Source organism: Halomonas sp. A11-A (assembly GCF_003182195.1).
Classification (GTDB): Bacteria; Pseudomonadota; Gammaproteobacteria; order Pseudomonadales; family Halomonadaceae; genus Halomonas; species Halomonas alkalicola.
The window spans coordinates 46,687-66,410 of sequence record NZ_QGTM01000002.1 but is presented as its reverse complement, the minus strand read 5'-3'; the positions used below and the strand labels follow the sequence as shown (position 1 = coordinate 66,410).

At 68.9% G+C, this 19,724-nt stretch carries 20 protein-coding genes and 1 tRNA gene; 13 read left to right on the top strand and 8 right to left on the bottom strand.

Annotated features, from left to right (window positions below):
* Positions 1–61: 61 nt before the first annotated feature.
* Complete coding sequence (locus DER72_RS02435) at positions 62–577, bottom strand: Lrp/AsnC family transcriptional regulator (protein WP_110068423.1); 516 nt, start codon at positions 575–577, stop codon at positions 62–64.
* 154 nt (positions 578–731) lie between these two features.
* Here DER72_RS02435 and DER72_RS02430 point away from each other — a divergent pair, with 154 nt between their 5' ends.
* Together DER72_RS02430 and DER72_RS02425 are read left to right on the top strand one after the other, a co-directional pair.
* Positions 732–1,349, top strand: a complete 618-nt coding sequence (locus tag DER72_RS02430; RefSeq protein ID WP_110068422.1) for a LysE family translocator — start codon at positions 732–734, stop codon at positions 1,347–1,349.
* An 82-nt stretch (positions 1,350–1,431) separates the two neighbouring features.
* Positions 1,432–2,928, top strand: coding sequence for a dihydrolipoyl dehydrogenase (locus tag DER72_RS02425; protein ID WP_309064150.1), 1,497 nt, complete (start codon positions 1,432–1,434; stop codon positions 2,926–2,928).
* A gap of 87 nt (positions 2,929–3,015) precedes the next feature.
* Here DER72_RS02425 and ftsH read toward each other — a convergent pair whose 3' ends face one another.
* The gene (gene ftsH / locus DER72_RS02420; protein ID WP_219983222.1) at positions 3,016–4,983 is read right to left on the bottom strand and encodes an ATP-dependent zinc metalloprotease FtsH; all 1,968 of its coding nucleotides are present in this window, start codon (positions 4,981–4,983) and stop codon (positions 3,016–3,018) included.
* A gap of 160 nt (positions 4,984–5,143) precedes the next feature.
* On the opposite strand from ftsH, the gene DER72_RS02415 reads away from it, so the two are divergent.
* Positions 5,144–6,103, top strand: coding sequence for a patatin-like phospholipase family protein (locus DER72_RS02415; protein WP_219983221.1), 960 nt, complete (start codon positions 5,144–5,146; stop codon positions 6,101–6,103).
* Between the two features lie 24 nt (positions 6,104–6,127).
* Here the strand turns inward: DER72_RS02415 and DER72_RS02410 are convergent, their stop codons facing one another.
* Both DER72_RS02410 and DER72_RS02405 read right to left on the bottom strand, forming a co-directional pair.
* A complete protein-coding gene (locus DER72_RS02410) occupies positions 6,128–6,754 on the bottom strand; it encodes a lysozyme-like domain containing protein (protein WP_258306176.1) in 627 nt (208 codons plus the stop codon).
* Positions 6,755–6,776: 22 nt separating this feature from the next.
* Positions 6,777–7,172 (bottom strand): HIT family protein, encoded by a 396-nt coding sequence (locus DER72_RS02405; protein WP_110068418.1) that lies wholly within the window; start codon positions 7,170–7,172, stop codon positions 6,777–6,779.
* 144 nt (positions 7,173–7,316) lie between these two features.
* On the opposite strand from DER72_RS02405, the gene DER72_RS02400 reads away from it, so the two are divergent.
* The 3 genes from DER72_RS02400 to DER72_RS02390 all read left to right on the top strand — a co-directional run bounded on the left by DER72_RS02400 (position 7,317) and on the right by DER72_RS02390 (position 9,231).
* Positions 7,317–7,634 carry a hypothetical protein gene (locus tag DER72_RS02400; protein ID WP_110068417.1) on the top strand — a complete coding sequence of 106 codons (318 nt, stop codon included), beginning with the start codon at positions 7,317–7,319 and terminating at the stop codon, positions 7,632–7,634.
* A 125-nt stretch (positions 7,635–7,759) separates the two neighbouring features.
* Positions 7,760–8,647, top strand: coding sequence for an LD-carboxypeptidase (locus DER72_RS02395; RefSeq protein WP_110068416.1), 888 nt, complete (start codon positions 7,760–7,762; stop codon positions 8,645–8,647).
* A 200-nt stretch (positions 8,648–8,847) separates the two neighbouring features.
* Positions 8,848–9,231, top strand: coding sequence for a septal ring lytic transglycosylase RlpA family protein (locus tag DER72_RS02390; protein WP_110068415.1), 384 nt, complete (start codon positions 8,848–8,850; stop codon positions 9,229–9,231).
* Between the two features lie 22 nt (positions 9,232–9,253).
* Here the strand turns inward: DER72_RS02390 and DER72_RS02385 are convergent, their stop codons facing one another.
* From DER72_RS02385 to DER72_RS02375, 3 genes are all read right to left on the bottom strand, one after another.
* Positions 9,254–9,898 (bottom strand): alternative oxidase, encoded by a 645-nt coding sequence (locus tag DER72_RS02385; protein WP_110068414.1) that lies wholly within the window; start codon positions 9,896–9,898, stop codon positions 9,254–9,256.
* A gap of 128 nt (positions 9,899–10,026) precedes the next feature.
* Complete coding sequence (gene yghU, locus DER72_RS02380; protein ID WP_110068413.1) at positions 10,027–10,902, bottom strand: glutathione-dependent disulfide-bond oxidoreductase; 876 nt, start codon at positions 10,900–10,902, stop codon at positions 10,027–10,029.
* A 132-nt stretch (positions 10,903–11,034) separates the two neighbouring features.
* A tRNA-Leu gene (locus DER72_RS02375) sits at positions 11,035–11,121 on the bottom strand.
* Between the two features lie 114 nt (positions 11,122–11,235).
* Here DER72_RS02375 and queA point away from each other — a divergent pair.
* The 5 genes from queA (at position 11,236) to secF (ending at position 16,820) form a co-directional block, all read left to right on the top strand.
* A complete protein-coding gene (queA, locus tag DER72_RS02370; RefSeq protein ID WP_110068412.1) occupies positions 11,236–12,285 on the top strand; it encodes a tRNA preQ1(34) S-adenosylmethionine ribosyltransferase-isomerase QueA in 1,050 nt (349 codons plus the stop codon).
* The gene (gene tgt / locus DER72_RS02365) at positions 12,278–13,414 is read left to right on the top strand and encodes a tRNA guanosine(34) transglycosylase Tgt (RefSeq protein ID WP_110068411.1); all 1,137 of its coding nucleotides are present in this window, start codon (positions 12,278–12,280) and stop codon (positions 13,412–13,414) included. Before queA ends, tgt begins: the two co-directional genes overlap by 8 nt.
* A gap of 133 nt (positions 13,415–13,547) precedes the next feature.
* Positions 13,548–13,880, top strand: a complete 333-nt coding sequence (gene yajC / locus DER72_RS02360; protein ID WP_110068410.1) for a preprotein translocase subunit YajC — start codon at positions 13,548–13,550, stop codon at positions 13,878–13,880.
* A gap of 153 nt (positions 13,881–14,033) precedes the next feature.
* On the top strand, positions 14,034–15,884 hold the full coding sequence (gene secD / locus DER72_RS02355; protein ID WP_110068409.1) for a protein translocase subunit SecD: 1,851 nt from the start codon (positions 14,034–14,036) through the stop codon (positions 15,882–15,884).
* Between the two features lie 9 nt (positions 15,885–15,893).
* The gene (gene secF, locus DER72_RS02350; protein WP_110068408.1) at positions 15,894–16,820 is read left to right on the top strand and encodes a protein translocase subunit SecF; all 927 of its coding nucleotides are present in this window, start codon (positions 15,894–15,896) and stop codon (positions 16,818–16,820) included.
* 133 nt (positions 16,821–16,953) lie between these two features.
* Here secF and DER72_RS02345 read toward each other — a convergent pair whose 3' ends face one another.
* On the bottom strand, positions 16,954–17,748 hold the full coding sequence (locus DER72_RS02345; protein ID WP_110068407.1) for an inositol monophosphatase family protein: 795 nt from the start codon (positions 17,746–17,748) through the stop codon (positions 16,954–16,956).
* Between the two features lie 205 nt (positions 17,749–17,953).
* On the opposite strand from DER72_RS02345, the gene trmJ reads away from it, so the two are divergent.
* Complete coding sequence (gene trmJ / locus DER72_RS02340; RefSeq protein WP_110068406.1) at positions 17,954–18,697, top strand: tRNA (cytosine(32)/uridine(32)-2'-O)-methyltransferase TrmJ; 744 nt, start codon at positions 17,954–17,956, stop codon at positions 18,695–18,697.
* Between the two features lie 115 nt (positions 18,698–18,812).
* Positions 18,813–19,682 (top strand): serine O-acetyltransferase, encoded by an 870-nt coding sequence (gene cysE, locus DER72_RS02335; RefSeq protein ID WP_258306156.1) that lies wholly within the window; start codon positions 18,813–18,815, stop codon positions 19,680–19,682.
* The last annotated feature ends 42 nt before the right edge of the window (positions 19,683–19,724 follow it).

Here is a 19,724-nt window from a genome sequence, read left to right as displayed (position 1 = left end):
GGCACGCTGCAGATACCGACTGCCGGGTGGCGCGCCGCCGAGGGGCGCGAGCGGGCGGGGGTCACGGCTGCCGCGGGACCGGCACCTCGCCGCCCGCTTCCGCCAGCCTCTCCACGGGCAGCGGCCCGTGGGCCTTGACGGTCTGGATGGCGAAGTTGCTGCGGATGTCGGTGACCCCGGGCAGCCTCAGCAGGGTCCCGGTGAGGAAGCGCTCGTAGGCCGCCAGATCCGGCACCACCACCTGCAGCAGGAAGTCCGACTCCCCCGACACCAGATGCGCCGAGACCACCTCCGGCAGGGCGACGACGGCCTCACGGAAGGCGTTGGCCTGGGCCTCGTGGTGGCGCTCCACCCTGATGCCGACGAACACCGTGAGGCCGAAGCCCACGCCGCCGCGATCCAGCTCGGCGTGATAGCCGCGGATCAGTCCCGCCGCCTCCAGCTGACGCACCCGGCGCAGGCAGGGCGACGGCGAGAGGTTCACCTCCTCGGCCAGTTGGACGTTGGTCAGTCGGGCGTCACGCTGCAACGCGGCCAGGATGCGGCGGTCGATGGCATCCAGCCGTCGATTTGGCATGAAACGTCACCATTAACAATTCAAGTGGCAGTAGATGCCAACTATAGCCGATGGAATGGTGAATCTTGCAAGGACCTGCCCTCGCCCATGGCGCTAGACTGGCGTCGCTGCCCCGCACCAACTTTCACCCACGTCCCACGGCAGGAGGCGCCCCATGGAGCTCTGGCTGTTCATCGTCGCCCTGGCGGCGGTCTACCTGCTGCCCGGCCCCGACATGCTGCTGGTGCTGCATACCGGCAGCCTGCAGGGACGCTCCCGGGCACTGGCCACGGCAGCGGGCCTGGCGGTGGCCCGCGGGCTGCACGTGACCCTGGCCGCCCTGGGACTGGCCACGCTCTTCGTCACCGCCCCCTGGACCTTCGATGCCGTGCGCTATGCAGGCGCCGCCTACCTGACCTGGATCGGCCTGCAGCTGCTGCGCGCCCCCGGCGAACCGCCCCCAAAGGCCCCGGGTGGGGCGATGCCGCGCCAGGCGAGCCACCGCCTGGCCTGGCGCCGCGGGCTACTCACCAACCTGCTCAACCCCAAGTCGCTGCTGTTCTGCTCGGTGCTGCTGCCGCAGTTCGTGCATCCCGACCGTGGGCCCGTGCTGCTGCAGTTCTCCCTGCTCGGGGGGCTGCTGGTAGCCATCGGCCTGCTGTTCGATGCCGGCTATGCGACCCTTGGCGCCGCCCTGCAGCGCTGGTTCGCCGGCAGCCCCCTGAAGGCGCGCCTGCAGCGCTGGGCCTTCGGCTCGCTGCTGATCGGCTTCGGGCTGCGCCTGGCCGCCTGACCCCCTGCGCCTTGCCCTGCGTCAAGACGCCGCCGTCGGTCCTCGGCGGCACGCCCCCGCCCTGTGCCATAGTGGATGAACCGTGACGAGGGATGACACCGAGGAGAGCCCGATGCAGCACCGTGAGGTCGATATCGCCATCATCGGCGCCGGCAGCGCCGGCCTGAGCGCCTGGCACGCCGCCCGCAAGCACAGCGACAGCGTGGTCCTGATCGAGGGGGGCGAGTACGGCACCACCTGCGCTCGGGTGGGCTGCATGCCGTCGAAGCTGCTGATCGCCGCCGCCGAGGCCGCCCATCGGGCCCGGGATGCCGGGGGCTTCGGCATCCGGGTGAGCGGGGTCGAGGTGGATGGCACTGCCGTCATGGCCCGGGTCAAGCAGGAGCGCGACGGCTTCGTAGGGCGGGTCTTCAAGTCGATGCGGCGCATCCCCGACCAGGACCGCCTGGAGGGCCATGCCCGCTTCGTGGATCCCCACACCCTGAGCGTCGGTGACCACACTCGGGTGACCGCCCGCAACATCATCATCGCCACCGGCTCGCGCCCCACCTGGCCCGGGATGTTCGACGCCGCCGGCGACCGGCTGATCATCAACGATGACGTCTTCGCATGGGACGACCTGCCGGAGTCCGTGGCGGTGTTCGGGCCGGGGGTGATCGGCCTGGAGCTGGGCCAGGCGCTGCACCGCCTGGGGGTGCGACTGCGGGTGTTCGGCGTGGGCGGCGCCCTGGGCCCCTTCCGGGACGAGAAGGTGCGTGCCAGCGCCGAGGCAACCTTCAACGAGGAGTTCTACGTCGACCCCGACGCCCGGGTCGAGAAGATCGAGCGCGACGGCGACGCCGTGGTGATCACCTTCGTCGAGCGTGACAGCGGCGAGACCCTCACCGAACGCTTCGACTACCTGCTGGCTGCCACCGGGCGGCGCCCCAACGTCGACCGGCTGGACCTGGAGAAGGCCGGCCTGGCCCTGGACGAGCGCGGCGTGCCGCGCTTCAACCGCTTCACCCTGCAGTGCCTGAACGCCGACGAGAGCCCCAGCCATCTCTTTATCGCCGGCGACGCCAACCAGGAGCTGCCGCTGCTCCATGAGGCCAACAGCGAGGGGCGCATCGCCGGCGACAACGCCGGGCGCTTCCCCGAGCTGCGCGCCGGCCGGCGCAACGTGCCGCTCGCCATCGTCTTCACCGAGCCGCAGATGGCCACCGTAGGCGAGAGCTACGCGGCGCTGGAGAAGCGCCTGGGCGGCTGCGACTGCCTGGCCGTGGGCGAGGCCTCCTTCGAGGACCAGGGGCGCGCCCTGGTGATGCGGGAGAACCGGGGCCTGATGCGGGTCTATGCCGAGCAGGGCTCCGGGCAGTTCCTGGGCGCCGAGCTCTTCGGTCCCCGGGTGGAGCATATGGCACACCTGCTGGCCTGGGCCCTGGAGCAGAAGCTCAGCGTCGGCCAGATGCTGGCCATGCCCTGGTATCACCCGGTGGTCGAGGAGGGGCTGCGCGGCGCCCTGCGCGACCTCAACGCCAACCTCAAGCTGGGGCCGGCGATCACCGAGCGCTGCATGGAGTGCGGCCCGGGGGACTGAGCCCCGGCTCCGGTCGGCTCTCGCCCATGCAGAAACGCCCGGGGTGCCGTTCAGGCCCCGGGCGTTCTCGTGCAGGCGTCTCCCGTCCTAAGCGATCACCGGCAGCCGGGCGGCACCACCGCCCTCCAGGACCTCGCGGAGCTCCTCCCCCTCCAGGGTCTCCCGGACCGCCAGCGCCTCGGCCAGACGGTCCAGCTCCGGCCGATGCTGCTCCAGCAGCTGCCGACCGCGATGCTCCAGCTCCGTCAGCAGTCGGCGGATCTCCTCGTCCAGCAGGCCCGCGGAGGCCTCGCTATGCTCGCGCAGCTGGGTCATCTCGCGCCCCAGGAAGGCGTGCTCCTGCCCCTGGGAGAGCGCCATGGGGCCCACCCGCTCGCTCATGCCCCAGCGGGCCACCATGCGCCGCGCCAGGCGGGTCGCCTGCTCCAGGTCGTTCTCCGCGCCGCTGCTCACCTCGCCATAGACGATGGACTCGGCCAGGCGCCCACCGAAGAGCACCGTGATGCGGTCGCGCAGCCAGGACTCGCCGTAGTTGACTCGCTCCTCGTCGGGCACCTGGGCGGTAACGCCCAGGGTGCGCCCCCGGGGCAGCACCGTGACTTTCTCCAGGCGGTCGGCGTGGGGCAGCAGATGGGCGAGCAGCGCATGGCCCGCCTCGTGGTAGGCCACCAGGCGGCGCTGGGCCTCGGAGAGCCCCATCTCGCGCTCCTCTCCCAGCATCAGCCGGTCCCGAGCGTCCAGGAAGCAGGCCCAGTCCACCTTGCTGCAGCCGCGCCGCCCGGCCAGCAGGGCGGCTTCGTTGGCCAGGTTGGCAAGATCCGCTCCCGAGAAGCCGATGGTGATCTCGGCCAGCCGCGCCAGGTCCACGTCACCCGCCAGCGGCATGCGCCGGGTGTGGACCCCGAGAATCGCCTCCCGGGCCTCGCGATGGGGGTTCTCCAGGGTCACCTTGCGGTCGAAGCGGCCGGGGCGCAGCAGCGCCGGGTCGAGCACGTCGGGGCGGTTGGTGGCGGCGAGCACCACCACCGCCTCATGCCCCTCGAAGCCGTCCAGCTCGGCGAGTATCTGGTTGAGGGTCTGCTCGCGCTCGTCGTGGCCGCCGCCCACCCCGGTCCCCCGGGTGCGGCCGATGGAGTCGATCTCGTCGATGAAGACCACGGAGGGGGCCTTCTCCTTGGCCTGGCGGAAGAGGTCGCGGACCCGGGAGGCTCCCACCCCAACGAACATCTCGATGAACTCCGAACCGCTGATGCTGAAGAAGGGCACCCCGGCCTCGCCCGCTACCGCCTTGGCCATCAGCGTCTTGCCGGTGCCGGGCGGTCCCATCATCAGGATACCTCGAGGCATCCGCGCGCCCAGCGCCTTGAAGCGCTCGGGCTCCCGGAGGAACTCGATCACCTCGAAGATATCGCGCTTGGCGTTCTCGGAGCCCGCCACGTCCTCCAGCGTCACCTTGCTCTGCTGGGGCTCCACCAGGCGCGCCCGGGACCTGCCCATGCCGAAGGTGCCGCTGCCGCCGGTCATGCGCTCCTGCATGCGATTCCAGAACCAGAACAGCAGCGCCAGCATCAGCAGCCAGGGCACCACCCCCATCAGCAGGCGCTGCCACCCCGCGGGCTCCGCCGGGCGCGCGGCGATGCGTACCTGCTGTGCCTCGAGGCGCTCCAGCAGGCGCTCGCTCTCCACGTCCGGGCGGGTGGTGGTAAAGGCGCGGGTCTCGCCCAGGTCCAGATCGAGGCGGCCGGAGTCGCTGAAGACGCCCTCCAGGGCCTGGCCGCGCAGCGTTACCTCCCCCACGTGGCCGGCGTCCACCGCCTCGAGGAAGTCGGAATAGGTCAGCTCCACCCGGGCCTGGCGGTCGGCACCCTCCAGGTAGTGAAACATCAGCAGGATCGCCACCGCCATCCAGACGAACAGCAGCCACTGCTGGCGCGGCAGTCCGTTCCCGCCAGGGGGGCCGCCATCCTGACGGTCATCGCCACCGCCGCCATCGGGAGCGGGCGGCCTGGGGTCGGAAGGGTCGGGGCGAGGGGCGGGGCCCCTGGGCTCGGCCATGTCACTCTCCGTCGCACTCACAGCCTTCAACATGGCCCTTTGCCTCCCGCCTGGCAACCCGTTCGAACCTCACCTCCCACCACGCCCGCCGAGCCCGGCTGTGGCATAGTGGCGCAAGGCCCCTCGGGGCGCTTCCCGCCGACATCGCCTGGAGCCCAGCGTGCGACAATCGACCACTCGTCCCCTGCCCCGCCCCGTCCGCCATCTGCTGGCCGCTGCCCTGACCCTGGGGCTGCTCTGCGGCCAGGCCGGCGCCTCGGAGCGCCCCACCCTGGGCCTGGCACTGGGCTCCGGGGGCGCCAACGGGCTGGCCCATATCGCCGTGCTGCAGGTGCTCGACGAGCTGGAGATCCTTCCCGACCGCATCACCGGCACCAGCATCGGCGCGGTGATCGGCGGGCTCTATGCGGCGGGGCTCTCCGCCGAGGAGATCCTCGACATCTTCGACGACGTGGCGGGCTCCCCCCTGGACGCTCTCTCGGGCCTGGCGGGCTCGGAGCTGGACCTGATGGACCTGCTGCAGCTGGGCCTCAGCGACGGCGGCCTCTTCGACTCCGGCGGTTTTCTCTGTTTTCTGGCCGGTCACACCGAGGCGCGGCGCTTCGACGATCTGCGCATTCCGCTATCGGTGGTGGCCACCGACTACTGGAGCGGCGACAGCGTGGTCATCGAGGAGGGGCCGCTGTTCGCCGCCATCGAGGCGAGCATGGCGGTGCCGGGGCTGTTCAAGCCGGTGCATCGCGGCGACCAGCTGCTGATCGACGGCGGCACCTCCAACCCGTTGCCCTATGACCTGCTGATGGAGGAGATGGACCTGGTGATCGCCGTGGATGTCTCCGGCAGCCGCAACCCGGACAGCGAGCCCGAGCCCGGCATCACCGACCTGCTGTTCAAGACCTTCAGCATCATGCAGCAGTCCCTGATCCGGCAGGCCCTGGAGCGACAGCCGCCCCACCTCTACCTCAGGCCCGAGGCCACCGGCGTGCGCCTGCTGCACTTCAACCGCATCCATGAGGTCCTCGCCCAGAGCGAGGCGGCAACAGGCGAGCTGCGCGACCAGCTGGCGATCTGGCAGGCCATCCGCGCCGACGCCGCCCAGGCCGACGCCCTGATGCCCTGACGCCCCGAGGCTTCTCCTCGGGCGTCAGTCGCGGCAAAAGGGCCCCACCTGATAGAAGCGGCGGCACTGGAACTCCGCCTCGCAGCTCGCCAGCTGCGCCTGGTAGCGACCGGCGCGTGCCGCCACCTGGCGGGCGGCGCGCTGCACGGCGGGCTTGCCGCGCCAGGTGCCGCGCTGATAGCCCCCCGCCCCCTCGTGGTAGGCCAGGTAGAGGTGCTCGGGGTTGCGCAGCGAGATGCCGGCCTGCCGCTGGCTGCGCGCGTTGTACCAGCCGATGAAGTCGGTGGCGTGCTTCATATGGCTGCGCCGGGCCAGGGTGCCACCCTGCGCCTCGCGATACTCGCCCCACACCGGGTCCAGGGCCTGGGCATAGCCCCGGGCCGAGGAGGGCCTGGGGCCGGGAATGAACCCCAGGTAGCGCTTGCGGGGCGGGCGCACATGGCTCTGGAAGGAGGACTCCTGCTGGATAAAGGCCATCTGGGTGGCGATGGGCGTGCCCCAGCGCTCCTCGGACGCCCGCGCATAGTCGTACCAGCGGGGCTGCTCGCGGAAGATCTCACAGAGGTTGCTCTGATCCTGCGGTGGCGACGGCGCCAGGGCTGCGCAGCCGGAGAGCAGGGCCAGGCCGGCGGCCAGCAGCCCGGCACGCAGGCCGAAGAGGCGGCCGCTACCGCTACGCCGCCAGGGCCGCACGCAGCTTCTCGGCAGCGGCCGCCAGATCCGCCTGGTCGGCCATGGGCAGATCCACCACCTGGATATCGCTCATCTCGTCCAGGGGGGTGAGATGAATATGCACGTGGGGCACCTCCAGTCCCACCACCAGCATGCCGACCCGCTTGCAGGGAAAGGCCCGCTTGATCGCCTTGGCCAGGCGCCGCGAGACGCTCATCAGGTGCTGGTAGAGGGGCTCAGAGAGATCATCCCAGTGGTCCACCTCCTCCCGGGGGATCACCAGCACATGGCCGGGCTTCATCGGCTGGATGGTCATGATGACCACGCACTGGTCGTCCTCGTGGACGAAATGCCCCGGGATCTCTCCCTGGATGATACGGGTAAAGACGCTCGCCATCGGTGCTCTCCTGACTCATTGGTCGTGCCGCTGCATTGATGCCTGCAACAGCGGTGCGAAATCGGTATGCTGGAGGGTGCAACATCCCTGTACGGAGCAGAATACACGATCGATCATTCATTCCAAGCCAGCACGGAGGTTCACATGAAGGTCTACAAACCTGAATGGCGGTGCACGTTTAGCGTAAACGAGAGCGCGGATGAATCAGCTAGCTGGAAGGAACGAATCGCCTGGCAGCTGCGTGACTTTGCCGACCGGCTGGACGGCGGCAGCAGAACCCTGAAGATCGACTGCGACGTGACCCCGACGGTGAGTCGGGACGAGATCGACACCTGCCTGGGCAAGGGCTTTGCCGTGACCCAGAGCCTGCTCACCCAGCTGGCCCACCAGGCCGCCTGCGAGGACGTGATGCGCGAGGCCAAGGCAGAGCTGTTCGAGGAGGAGACGGCGCCGCGACACTGACGCACGCCCTCGTCGACAGCTCCCACGCCCCATCTTCGGATGGGGCGTTTTCGTTTCCGAGGCCGGATGCAGGCGGCGCCTGGCCATGCCATCCTTGGAGCCCTCGCCACTGCCGGAACCCGACCATGCCGCTTGCCATCAGCCTCGTCGCCCTCTCCTCGGTCACCGATGCCGCCGCCGTGGCGGCCGGCATTCGCGGGCTCGAGTCCCTGGACGTCCGGGTGCACTGCCCCGAACCGCTGCAGCGTCCGACCCGCTACCTGGCGGGCGAGCGCCAGTGGCGCCTGGATCAGCTGCATGCCGCCTACGCCGACCCCGATACCCGGGCGGTCTGGGCCATCCGCGGCGGCTATGGCGCCGCCCAGCTGCTGGACGGCATCGACTGGGCGCACCTCAAGGCGCACCCCAAGCCGCTGGTGGGCTTCTCCGACGTCACCGTGCTGCTCGATCACTGGCGCCGCCAGGAGCTGCCGGCCATCCACGGCCCGGTGGTCAAGGCGGCGGGCAGACTCCTGGAGGACGACGCGCAGGCCCGCGCCCTTGTCCGCCGACAGTTCGAGGAGACCCTGACGCTGATAGGCGGGCCTGCCGAACAGCGCCTGCCCCTCCGCCCCTGGGGCGAGGCCCCCGCACGCCTGGCGGGCCCGGTGGTGGGCGGCAACCTCATCACCCTGGCGAGCCTGGCGGGGACACCGGCGGCCTTTCATGCGCCTGCCGGGGCCCTGGTGGTGCTCGAGGACGTGGGCGAGCCCTACTACCGCCTGGAGCGGGCCCTCTGGCAGCTGGTTCACGGCGGCGCCCTCGACGCCGCCGGCGCGATCTGCCTGGGCACCTTCGAGGGGTGCAGCGCCTTCGACGCGACCCCGCTGGAGGCCATCATCGCCGAGACCCTGGCCCCGCTGGACGTGCCGCTCTACCACGGGCTGCCCGTCGGCCACGGCCTGGACAATCGCCCCTGGCGGGTGGGCGCACCGGGTCTTATCGAAGGGGGGGAGCTGATCATGGCCGGGTAGGCGCGGCCCCTGCCGTCATGGGCCCGGCTCATAGCGAACACTGCATTAGGAGATTGTCGCTATTCTGCGGCCATCTTCGCCGATCTCCGAGAAAGGGTTGTGGCCTCCGGGAAAGGCGGCTACTATCGACTCGCCCTTTGGCAACTCGCTGCATCGCAGCATACGCGACCCGCACTACGAGAGACCCTGAGGAAACCCAGATGGGAACCCGATCGAGACTGTTCCTCGCCTGCTGCCTGACAGGCGCGTTGACCCTCGGTACCCAGGCGGCCCTGGCCCATGAGGCCGAGCCCGAGATCCAGGAAGGCTACGCCTCCTTCTATCACGACAAGTTCCACGGCCGAGCCACCGCCAGCGGTGAGCGATTCGACCAGAACCAGCTGACCGCCGCCCACCCCGACCTGCCCTTCGGCACCGAAGTCGTCGTGACCCGACCGGACACCGGCCGCGAGGTCACCGTGGTGATCAACGACCGCGGCCCCTTCGTGAAAGGACGCATCATCGACCTCTCCAAGCGCGCCGCCCGGGAGCTCGGCATGCTCAACCGCGGCGTGGCTCCGGTGATCATCACCGCCATCAACTGAGGCGAGCGCCATCGCCCGGCGCTCAGCGGCCGCCGGCGATCTGGTCGGCAAAATCGTGGTTGACGTCGCGATGGTCGGCCTCGTCGGCCCTCACCGCCTCGACCACCTCGCGCAGGCGCGCATCGGCGGGAAGCTTCCAGTAGTCGATGGCGATCTGCGGCGCCGGAATGTTCTCGTACTTCCCGCTGTCGATGCCCTCGAGATACTCAGTATAGCTGATCACCGCCTCCTCCTCGAGATAGCCCACCACCCGGTGGGCCGTCCTGCTCGAACAGAGATAGAGCAGAAAGAAGAGGTTGTAGAACGCCCCCTGGGCCAGCACGATCAGAGCCCGCTCCAACCGGGTGGGCCGCGCCACCTCGATGAAGGTCATCAGGTGCATGCGTTCGTTTTCGGCCTCGTCGAGCAGGGTACGAATCCAGCCATCGTCGCCCTTCAGGCGCCGCAGGGAGCGCAGGTGCTGCAGCGTTCCACCCACCATGCCCGGCACGGCGGCCACCGTCTCCAGCACCACGGCGCGGTGGCCGTAGCGCCCGGCGAAAAACAGGTCGGCGAAGAAGCGCATGAAGCGCACCAGCCGGTAGGCAAACCAGTCGGAGAATCCGCTGGGGCGGTGGTGGCGGCGAAGGGGCGGGTCGGAAGGCGAAGACGCTTCTTGGGAGCTCATGCAACACTCTCCTTGTCTCGGTAGCTGAACGCTCCAGTGATGGAACGTACCCACTTCAGAGACTTGCGGGCCGCCGGGGGGTTCCCCAGGCCGGGACGAGTCGCGCCTCGCCCCGGCAGTGGTGCTCCTCAGCCCTCGGAGCCGAGCCGGTCCTGGGTACGGGTCTCGAAGTCGCCGGCGTCGTGCCGCTCGTGCAGCTGCATCTCGGGCTCGCCGAAGGTGCGGTTGACCATGCGCCCGCGCTGCACCGCCGGCCGGCTATCGATCTCCTGTGCCCAGCGCAGCACGTGCCGGTACTCCTCCACCTGCAGGAACTCCCCCGCGTCATAGAGCCGCCCCAGCGCCAGCTGCCCATACCAGGGCCAGGTGGCGATATCGGCGATGCTGTAGGCGCCGCCCCCCAGGTAGCGGTTCTCGGCCAGGCGACGGTCCAGCACATCGAGCTGGCGCTTGACCTCCATAGCAAAGCGGTTGATGGGGTACTCGAACTTCTCCGGGGAATAGGCGTAGAAGTGGCCGAAGCCGCCGCCCAGGTAGGGAGCGCTGCCCACCTGCCAGAACAGCCAGCTGAGGGTCTCGGTGCGCTCGTCAGGGGCGTCCGGCAGGAATTCGCCGAACTGCTCGGCCAGGTAGAGCAGGATGGCGCCGGACTCGAAGACCCGCCGGGGCGGGTCGACGGTGTGGTCCATCAGCGCCGGGATCTTGGAATTGGGGTTGACCGCCACGAAGCCGCTGCCGAACTGGTCGCCGTCGCCAATGCGGATCAGCCAGGCGTCGTACTCGGCGCCGGCATGACCCAGCGCCAGCAGCTCCTCCAGCATCACCGTGACCTTGACCCCGTTGGGCGTGCCCATGGAGTAGAGCTGCAGCGGGTGCTTGCCCACCGGCAGCGCCTTGTCGTGGGTGGGCCCGGCGATGGGGCGGTTGATGCTGGCGAACTTGCCGCCGCTGGGCTGCTCCCACTTCCAGACCCGGGGCGGAACGTAGGCGTCGTGATCGCTCATGCTGGCTCCTCGCTGAGTAAAGGCACAGCGAGCACCATACCCCGAGGCGCCGGTCGCTTCGAGCCCGAACGCCACCCCCAACGCGAACAGCCGCCCGAGGGCGGCCGTTCTGGAAGGAGGCTCTGAACACGCTGGTACCGGCGGCCGGACTCGAACCGGCAAGAGGTTGCCCCCGGGAGATTTTGAATCTCCTGCGTCTACCAATTTCGCCACGCCGGCAACGCGAGATGCATTATACGTGGGCCCGGCGGCGGGTCAATCAGGGTCCTGACTTCAAGAAGCCAAGCCGGTATCCTAGGCGGCTTGCCCAGAACCACCGGATTCCGATACCGCATGCAGCGCGCCGACTTCCATTTCGAGCTCCCCGACGAGCTGATTGCCCGCTACCCCTCCGAGCAGCGCAGCGACTGCCGCCTGCTGTGCGTCGACGGCCCCTCCGGCGAGCTGGCCCACCGCCGCTTCCCGGATCTGCTCGAGCTGCTCGAGCCCGGCGACCTGCTGGTCTTCAACGACACCCGGGTGATCCCGGCGCGGCTGCACGGCCACAAGGCCAGCGGCGGCAAGGTGGAGATGCTCCTCGAGCGCCCGCTGGACGCCCACCGCGGCCTGGCCCACCTGCGCTCGAGCAAGTCGCCCAAGCCCGGCACCGAGCTGATCTTCGAGGGCGGCATCCGCGCCGTGGTGGAGGGGCGCCGCGATGCCCTCTTCGAGCTGCGCTTCCTGGGCGAGACGCCGCTGATCCAGCTCCTCGAGGCGCACGGCCATATGCCGCTGCCGCCCTATATCGACCGCGCCGACGAGAGCGCCGACCGCGAGCGCTACCAGACCGTCTACGCCCGCCGCGCCGGTGCCGTCGCCGCTCCCACCGCGGGGCTGCACTTCGACGAGCCGCTGCTCGAGGCCCTGGCCGAGAAGGGCGTGGAGCGCGCCTTCGTCACCCTGCACGTGGGCGCCGGCACCTTCCAGCCGGTGCGCGTGGACGATATCCGCGAGCACGTGATGCACAGCGAGTGGCTGGAGGTGGACGAGGCGACCTGCGCCAAGGTGCGCGCCGCCCGCGCCGCCGGCCGCCGGGTGATCGCCGTGGGCACCACCAGCGTGCGCTGTCTGGAGAGCGCCACCGATGAAAGCGGCAACATCGCCCCCTACCGCGGCGAGACCGATATCTTCATCTACCCGGGCTACGAGTGGCGCTGCGTGGACGCCCTGATCACCAACTTCCACCTGCCGGAGTCCACCCTGCTGATGCTGGTTTCCTCGTTTGCCGGCTTCGACACCACCATGGCGGCCTACCGCGAGGCGGTGGCCGAACGCTACGCCTTCTTCAGCTATGGCGACGCGATGTTTCTAACCCGCAAGAGCGCCGAGACCCCTCATGCGTAACAAATGCTTCATGACCTTCGAGCGCCTGGCCAGCGACGGCCGGGCGCGCCGCGGCCGCCTCACCTTTCCCCGCGGCACGGTGGAGACCCCCGCCTTCATGCCGGTGGGCACCTATGGCACCGTCAAGGGCATGACCCCGGTGTCGGTGGAAGAGATCGGCGCCGAGATCATCCTCGGCAACACCTTCCACCTCTGGCTGCGCCCGGGAGTGGAGGTGATCGAGGCCCACGGCGACCTGCACGACTTCGCCCAGTGGCACAAGCCGATCCTCACCGACTCCGGCGGCTTCCAGGTCTTCTCGCTCGGCGCCATGCGCAAGATCACCGAGCAGGGGGTACACTTCCGCTCGCCGGTGGACGGTGCCAAGGTCTTCATGGGGCCCGAGGAGTCCATGGCGGTGCAGCGTTCGCTGGGCTCCGACGTGGTGATGATCTTCGACGAATGCACCCCCTACCCGGCCACCGAGAAGGAGGCGCGCCTCTCCATGGAGCGCTCGCTGCGCTGGGCGCAGCGCTCCCGGGACGCCCACGGCGACTCCCCCTCGGCGCTGTTCGGCATCATCCAGGGCGGCATGTACCCCGAGCTGCGCGAGCAGTCGCTCAAGGGGCTGCTCGACATCGGCTTCGACGGCCTGGCCATCGGTGGCCTCTCGGTGGGCGAACCCAAGGAGGAGATGATCAAGATCCTGGACACCCTGCCCACCTGGATGCCGGAGGATAAGCCCCGCTACCTGATGGGCGTCGGCAAGCCCGAGGATCTGGTGGAGGGCGTGCGCCGCGGGGTCGACATGTTCGACTGCGTGATGCCCACCCGCAACGCGCGAAACGGCCACCTGTTCACCGCTGAGGGCACGGTGAAGATCCGCAACGCCAAGCACCGCTTTGATACCCGGCCGCTGGAGGAGGAGTGCGACTGCTACACCTGCCAGCACTTCTCCCGGGCCTACCTGCACCATCTGGACCGCTGCGGCGAGATGCTCGGCTCCATGCTCAACACCATCCACAATCTGCGCCATTACCAGCGCCTGATGGCCGGTTTGCGCGGTGCCATCGAAGCAGGTACATTGGCGAACTTCGTGGAAGGCTTCTATGCACGGCGCGGCCTGCCGGTGCCTCCCGCTCCGAATTGATCGCCGCCGGCGCCCCTGAAGGGCAGCGCCGGCGTGAGCTGCCCCGTCCAGACGGGCAGCCACCCCTTACTCATCCCGGCTCTTCATACCCACTGCATACCCACTGCTCATACCAACCAGGAGACACCCACCCATGCTGGATTTCTTCATCGCGCCGGCCTACGCCCAGGACGCCGCTGCCGGCAGCGGCATGGCCCAGATCGTCATGCTGCTCGGCTTCGTGCTGATTTTCTACTTCCTGCTGTGGCGCCCCCAGGCCAAGCGCGCCAAGCAGCACAAGCAGCTGATCGGAAGCCTCTCCAAGGGTGACGAGATCGTCATCGGCGGTGGCGTGCTGGGCCGCATCACCAAGGTGAGCGACGACAGCGAATTCCTGACCATGGAGATCGCCGAAGGCGTCCAGATCAACGTGCAGAAGAACGCCGTGGCCGCGGTGCTGCCCAAGGGCACCATCAAGGCCATCTGAGCCGTGCCCTTCCGGCCCCGCCCCTCGCGGCGGGGCCGCTTCTGATCGCCGCGGCACCCCCGCGGCGATCATGACGTTCTAGACGTCATCCTCCTAACGTCCGCAACGCACGTTGTCAGAAAACGTTGTCAGCAACCTGAGGTCAGGGCTCCCATGCTCAACCGTTACCCACTATGGAAGTATCTGCTGATACTGGTCGTCCTCGCCGCCGGCCTCATCTACTCGCTGCCCAATCTCTACCCCGAAGACCCGGCGGTGCAGATCAGCAGCGCCAGCGGCGACACCACCATCGACGACGGCGAGCTGGAGCGCATCCAACGCGCCCTGAGTGACGCCGGCATCACCATCAAGGCCGTCGAGCGCGACGCCAGCAGCGTACTGATCCGCCTCGCCAACGCCGACGAGCAGCTCCAGGCCCGTGATCGCATCGCCGCCATGCTCGACGACGACGTCGTGGTGGCACTGAACCTTGCCGAATCCACCCCCGCCTGGCTGCGGGCGCTCTCCGCCTCGCCCATGACCCTGGGCCTCGACCTGCGTGGCGGCGTGCACTTCCTGCTGGAAGTGGACATGGACGCCGCTGTGGCCCAGCGCCTCGAGGTCAACGCCAGCGCCATGCGCGAGCTGCTGCGCAGCGAGCGCATCCGCTATCGCGGCAGCGAGATCGAGGGACGCACCATCACGCTGACCTTCACCACCGAGGAGGACCGCGACGCGGCCCGCCGCCTGATCAGTCGTGAGTTCCGCGACTTCGACTACCAGAGCGTGGGCGACGGCCGCGGTGCGGCGCTGGTCATGACCCTCACCGACCAGGCGGTCAACGAGATCCAGGACTACGCGATCAACCAGAACCTCACCACCCTGCGCAACCGGGTCGACGAGCTGGGCGTGGCCGAACCCATGGTGCAGCGCCAGGGCCCCGACCGCATCGTGGTGGAGCTGCCCGGCGTGCAGGACACCGTGGCCGCCAAGCGGGTGGTGGGCGCCACCGCCAACCTGGAGTTCCGCCTCGAGGCGCGCCCGGACACCCCGGACGCCGAGACCGAGACCTTCGCGTTCCGCAACGATGAGTCCCGCACCGCCGACCTGATGCGCGACGTCATCATCACCGGCGACAGCGTCTCCAGCGCCAGCCGCAGCTTCGACGAAAACGGTCGCCCCCAGGTCAACATCAACCTGGACGGCACCGGCGGCACCCTGATGAACCGCGCCACCCGCACCAATATCGGCCGCAACATGGCGGTACTCTTCATCGAGCACAAGACCCGCGACCGCGTGGAGGTGGTCGACGGCGAGGAGATGATCGTCCGCGAGCCCTACACCGAGCGCGGCATCATCAGCCTGGCCACCATCCAGAGCGCGCTGGGCAACAGCTTCCGCATCACCGGGCTCGATTCGCCCACCGAGGCCGCCGAGCTCGCCCTGCTGCTGCGCTCCGGTTCGCTCGCCGCGCCGATCTACTTCGTGCAGGAGCGCACCATTGGCCCGAGCCTGGGCGCCGAGAACATCAAGCGCGGCGTGATGTCGGTGCAGGTCGGCCTGCTGCTGGTGGTACTCTTCATGCTGATCCGCTACAAGGTGTTCGGCATCATCGCCAACGTGGCACTAGCGCTGAACCTGACCCTGCTGATAGCGGCCATGTCGCTGCTCGGCGCCACCCTCACCCTGCCCGGCATCGCCGGCATCGTGCTGACCCTGGGGATGGCGGTGGACGCCAACGTGCTGATCTTCGAACGCATACGCGAGGAGCTGCGCGGCGGGCTCTCGGTCCAGCAGGCGATCCATGCCGGCTACGAGCGCGCCTTCACCTCCATCGTCGATGCTAATATCACCACCCTGCTGGTAGCGGTGATCCTGTTCTCGATCGGCACCGGCCCGGTCAAGGGCTTCGCGGTGACCCTGTCGCTGGGGATCATCACCTCGCTGTTCACCGCCCTGGCGGTGACCCGCGCCATGGTGAACCTCATCTACGGCGGCAAGCCGGTCAAGAAGCTCTGGATCTAAGAGGTGCTCATGAAAACCCTGATCAATCGACAGTTCGACTTCATGGGCCAGCGCCGGATCGCCTTCGCGATCTCCGGCCTGCTGATCCTGGCGTCGATCGTCTCGCTGCTGTTCCAGCAGCTCAACCTGGGGCTGGACTTCACCGGCGGCACCCTGGTAGAGGTGCGCTACGCCGTGGCGCCTTCGCTTGAGGCCGTGCGCCAGACCCTGGAGGCCGCCGAGTTCCGCGACGTCTCGGTGCAGACCTTCGGCGCCTCCACCGAGGTGCTGATCCGCCTACAGCAGGCCTTCGATGCCGAGGTGGGCGAGCGAGTGGTGGAGCTGCTGCGCTCCGGCGGCGACAGCGTCGAGCTGGTGCGCGCCGAGTTCGTCGGCGCCCAGGTGGGCGAGCAGCTGCGCGACCAGGCCGGCCTTGGGCTGCTCGTGGCGATGGGGGTGGTGATGCTCTACGTGGCCATCCGCTTCCAGTACAAGTTCGCCATCGGCGCCCTGCTGGCGCTGATGCACGACGTGATCATCGTGGTCGGCATCTTCTCGCTGTTCCAGCTCGACTTTGATCTCACCGTGTTGGCGGCACTGCTGGCGGTGATCGGCTACTCGCTCAACGACACCATCGTGGTCTACGACCGCATCCGCGAGACGATCCGCAAGTCACGCATCGATGACATGCCGGCGATCTTCAACGAGGCGATCAACATGACCCTGTCGCGCACCCTGGCGACGTCCGGTACCACCCTGCTGGTGCTGATGGCGCTGCTGCTGCTGGGCGGCGACATGATCCACCACTTCTCGATCGCCCTGATCATCGGCGTGGTGGTGGGGACCTTCTCCTCCATCTACGTGGCCGCGGCCCTGCTGCTGGCGGTGCACCTCCAGCGCGAGGACCTGATTCCGCCCAAGAAGGAGGACCTCGAGGCCGAGGAGGAGCTGCCTTAACAGCAGCGGCAAGCTGCAAGCTGCAAGCTGCAAGCTGCAAGCAAGAACCGGATCAACAACGACCCAACAGAAAACCCCCGTCGGCATTGCCGGCGGGGGTTTTCCTTGTCGCGTGAAACTTGTGGCTTGCCGCTTAGAAGTGCGGCTTGAGCTGCTGCACCAGGGCCTTGTAGAGGCGCGGGCCCGCCGCCATCAGCTGGCCTTCCACCTCGACTCGGGGCTGGCCGTCCGGAGTCCCCATCAGGGCACCGGTCTCCTTGAGCAGCAAGCTGCCGACGTGCATGTCCTGCTCCTCCAGGCCCAGCACGAAGGCGGCGTCGGCGCGGCCCGCGGCCAGCTCGGCCAGGTCCAGCAGGCCACTGCCCGTGGCGCGCTGCACCTCGATGACCGGGCCCAGCTGCTGCACCAGGGTCAGGTAGGCGGGCAGGTTACGCGAACGCAGCCAGGTCTCCGGCAGCCCCATGGCGATGCGGGTACCGCCCACGGCGCGGGTCTTGGGCACGCGGATGCGCTTGCCGTTGTGCTGGGCACCGCGGCCACGACTGACCAGATACTCGTCATCGCTGAAAGGGCAGATCACCACCGCGTGCTCCGGGCGGCCCTTGATCAGGCAGACGACCGACAGGGCGAAGCCGGAGGCGGCCACGCCGAGGTTGGAGTAGCCGTGAAAGGGTTCGATCTTCCACAGGGTGTCGTGGCCTTCCCCCTCACCGGCGCGGTGGGGAGTGAAGCGACCCACGACACCATGCTGGGGGTAGCCGCGGGAGAGCTGACGAACGATCAGCGACTCGGCGTTGCGGGCGGCGTCCTCGAGCAGGCGGTCGAGGTTGCTCTCTTCGTGGGCATTCTCGATACGCTCGCGAATGCGCAGGAACTGTTCGCCGGCGCTGCGCGCGGCGCGCAGCGCATATTGGACCATCGGATGCATGATCGGGCCTTGGGGAGTCGGTGGTGTTAAAGAACGGGGAGGTTCGTGAAAGCGTTCGGCTGGAACGGTCGGCGCGAATCCTAGCAGACGCGGCCCGATTGCGCCACGCCGGCGCGCGCCCGACCCGGCGGCAGAGGCGTTGCAACATGCTAGACTCTGTCGCCCAGATTCATCGGCCCGATTCATTTCTCCCCAGGGAACTCCCATGCTCGACCGTATCCGTATCGTCCTGATCGGCACCAGCCACCCCGGCAATATCGGCGGCACCGCCCGCGCCATGCACAACATGGGGCTGGCCGACCTGGCCCTGGTGGCGCCGCGCTGCGAGCCGGTCACCGCCGACAGCGTATCGCGGGCCTCCGGCGCCGATCACCTGGTCAACGGCGCCCGGGTGGTCGAGACCCTGGAGCAGGCGGTCGCCGACTGCACCCTGGTGGTGGGGGCGAGCGCCCGTTCGCGCACCCTGCCCTGGCCGATGATCACCCCCCGCGAGCTGGGCGGCCGACTGCCGGCGGAGCTGGCCGGCGACGGCGCTCGGGTCGCCCTGGTCTTCGGCCGCGAGGACAGCGGCCTGACCAACGCCGAGCTGCAGCGCTGCCACGCCCACGTGCACATCCCCACCAACCCCGACTTCAGCTCGCTGAACCTGGCCGCCGCCGTGCAGGTGCTCGCCTACGAGTGTCGCCTGGCCTGGCTGGCAGGCGAAGAGGCTCCCAGCGAGGAGCCCGGCCAGGCGCTGGCCACCCACGAGGAGCTGGAGCACTACTTCGCCCACCTCGAGCGCACCCTGGTCGCTATCGGCTTTCACGACCCGGCGACCCCGCGCCAGCTGATGGCCCGACTGCGCCGCTTCACCCTGCGGGCACGCCCCGAGCGCATGGAGCTCAACATCCTGCGCGGCATCCTCTCCGATACCGAGAAGCTGGCACCGCCCCGGGACGATACCTGAGGCGATTCCGGGATGACACCCGGGGCCGTGCCTTGAAGGGGGCCCACCGCGCCCCCACACTGAGACCATTGCCCGCGGCGGATGCCGCCCTGCCCCCCACCCCAAGGACCGCTGCATGTTTCAACGTCTGAGAGAGGACATCAACAGCGTTTTCGACCGCGACCCAGCGGCGCGCAACTTCCTGGAAGTGCTGACCAACTACCCGGGCCTGCACGCCCTGCTGCTCCACCGCCTCAGCCACTGGCTGTGGCGGAAGAACCTCAAGTGGCTGGCGCGCTCGCTCTCCACCTTCTCGCGCTGGCTCACCGGCATCGAGATCCATCCGGGCGCCAGGATCGGCCGGCGCTTCTTCATCGATCACGGCATGGGCGTGGTGATCGGCGAGACCGCCGAGGTGGGTGACGACGTCACCCTCTATCAGGGGGTGACCCTGGGCGGCACCAGTTGGAACAAGGGCAAGCGCCACCCGACCCTCGCGGATGGCGTGATCGTCGGGGCCGGGGCCAAGATTCTCGGTCCCTTCACCGTGGGCGCCGGCGCTAAGATCGGCTCCAACGCCGTGGTCACCAAGGAGGTGCCGGCCGGCGCCACCGTGGTGGGCATCCCCGGCAAGATCGTCAAGCGCATCGAGCCCGACGCCGCCGAGGTGCTGGAGGTGGACCCCGAACGCCGCGAGGCGATGCGCCGCAAGTTCGGCTTCGACGCCTACGGCATCAGCGAGGACATGCCCGACCCGGTGGCGCGCTCGATCCAGGCGATGCTCGACCACATGCACGCAGTGGACGAGCGCATCGAGCGCATGTGCCAGACCCTTCGCAAGGTGGATGCCAGCTACCGAGACGGCCGCCTGCCAGAGCTGCGCGACGAGGATTTCGCCGACGTCCTCGACGATGCCGACGCCTGCGCCATGCCAGAGAAGGCACCGGTCGCCAGGGAAGCGCCAGCAGCCGCCAAGGGCGACGACGGCCGCGGCACCAATGGTTGACCATGGCACTCGGTCTTTACCATAATGCTTGCCTGACCGCGT

What these genes read in the sequence shown, in the direction of transcription:
- DER72_RS02430 (WP_110068422.1), top strand. Translation starts at nt 732, where the DNA reads ATGGAGCTCTGGCTGTTCATCGTCGCCCTGGCGGCGGTCTACCTGCTG.
- secF (WP_110068408.1), top strand. Translation starts at nt 15,894, where the DNA reads ATGAAAACCCTGATCAATCGACAGTTCGACTTCATGGGCCAGCGCCGG.
- queA (WP_110068412.1), top strand. Translation starts at nt 11,236, where the DNA reads ATGCAGCGCGCCGACTTCCATTTCGAGCTCCCCGACGAGCTGATTGCC.
- DER72_RS02435 (WP_110068423.1), bottom strand. Translation starts at nt 577, where the DNA reads ATGCCAAATCGACGGCTGGATGCCATCGACCGCCGCATCCTGGCCGCG.
- DER72_RS02345 (WP_110068407.1), bottom strand. Translation starts at nt 17,748, where the DNA reads ATGCATCCGATGGTCCAATATGCGCTGCGCGCCGCGCGCAGCGCCGGC.
- DER72_RS02390 (WP_110068415.1), top strand. Translation starts at nt 8,848, where the DNA reads ATGGGAACCCGATCGAGACTGTTCCTCGCCTGCTGCCTGACAGGCGCG.
- tgt (WP_110068411.1), top strand. Translation starts at nt 12,278, where the DNA reads ATGCGTAACAAATGCTTCATGACCTTCGAGCGCCTGGCCAGCGACGGC.
- DER72_RS02400 (WP_110068417.1), top strand. Translation starts at nt 7,317, where the DNA reads ATGAAGGTCTACAAACCTGAATGGCGGTGCACGTTTAGCGTAAACGAG.
- DER72_RS02405 (WP_110068418.1), bottom strand. Translation starts at nt 7,172, where the DNA reads ATGGCGAGCGTCTTTACCCGTATCATCCAGGGAGAGATCCCGGGGCAT.
- ftsH (WP_219983222.1), bottom strand. Translation starts at nt 4,983, where the DNA reads ATGGCCGAGCCCAGGGGCCCCGCCCCTCGCCCCGACCCTTCCGACCCC.
- cysE (WP_258306156.1), top strand. Translation starts at nt 18,813, where the DNA reads ATGTTTCAACGTCTGAGAGAGGACATCAACAGCGTTTTCGACCGCGAC.
- DER72_RS02395 (WP_110068416.1), top strand. Translation starts at nt 7,760, where the DNA reads ATGCCGCTTGCCATCAGCCTCGTCGCCCTCTCCTCGGTCACCGATGCC.
- yajC (WP_110068410.1), top strand. Translation starts at nt 13,548, where the DNA reads ATGCTGGATTTCTTCATCGCGCCGGCCTACGCCCAGGACGCCGCTGCC.
- trmJ (WP_110068406.1), top strand. Translation starts at nt 17,954, where the DNA reads ATGCTCGACCGTATCCGTATCGTCCTGATCGGCACCAGCCACCCCGGC.
- secD (WP_110068409.1), top strand. Translation starts at nt 14,034, where the DNA reads ATGCTCAACCGTTACCCACTATGGAAGTATCTGCTGATACTGGTCGTC.
- yghU (WP_110068413.1), bottom strand. Translation starts at nt 10,902, where the DNA reads ATGAGCGATCACGACGCCTACGTTCCGCCCCGGGTCTGGAAGTGGGAG.
- DER72_RS02385 (WP_110068414.1), bottom strand. Translation starts at nt 9,898, where the DNA reads ATGAGCTCCCAAGAAGCGTCTTCGCCTTCCGACCCGCCCCTTCGCCGC.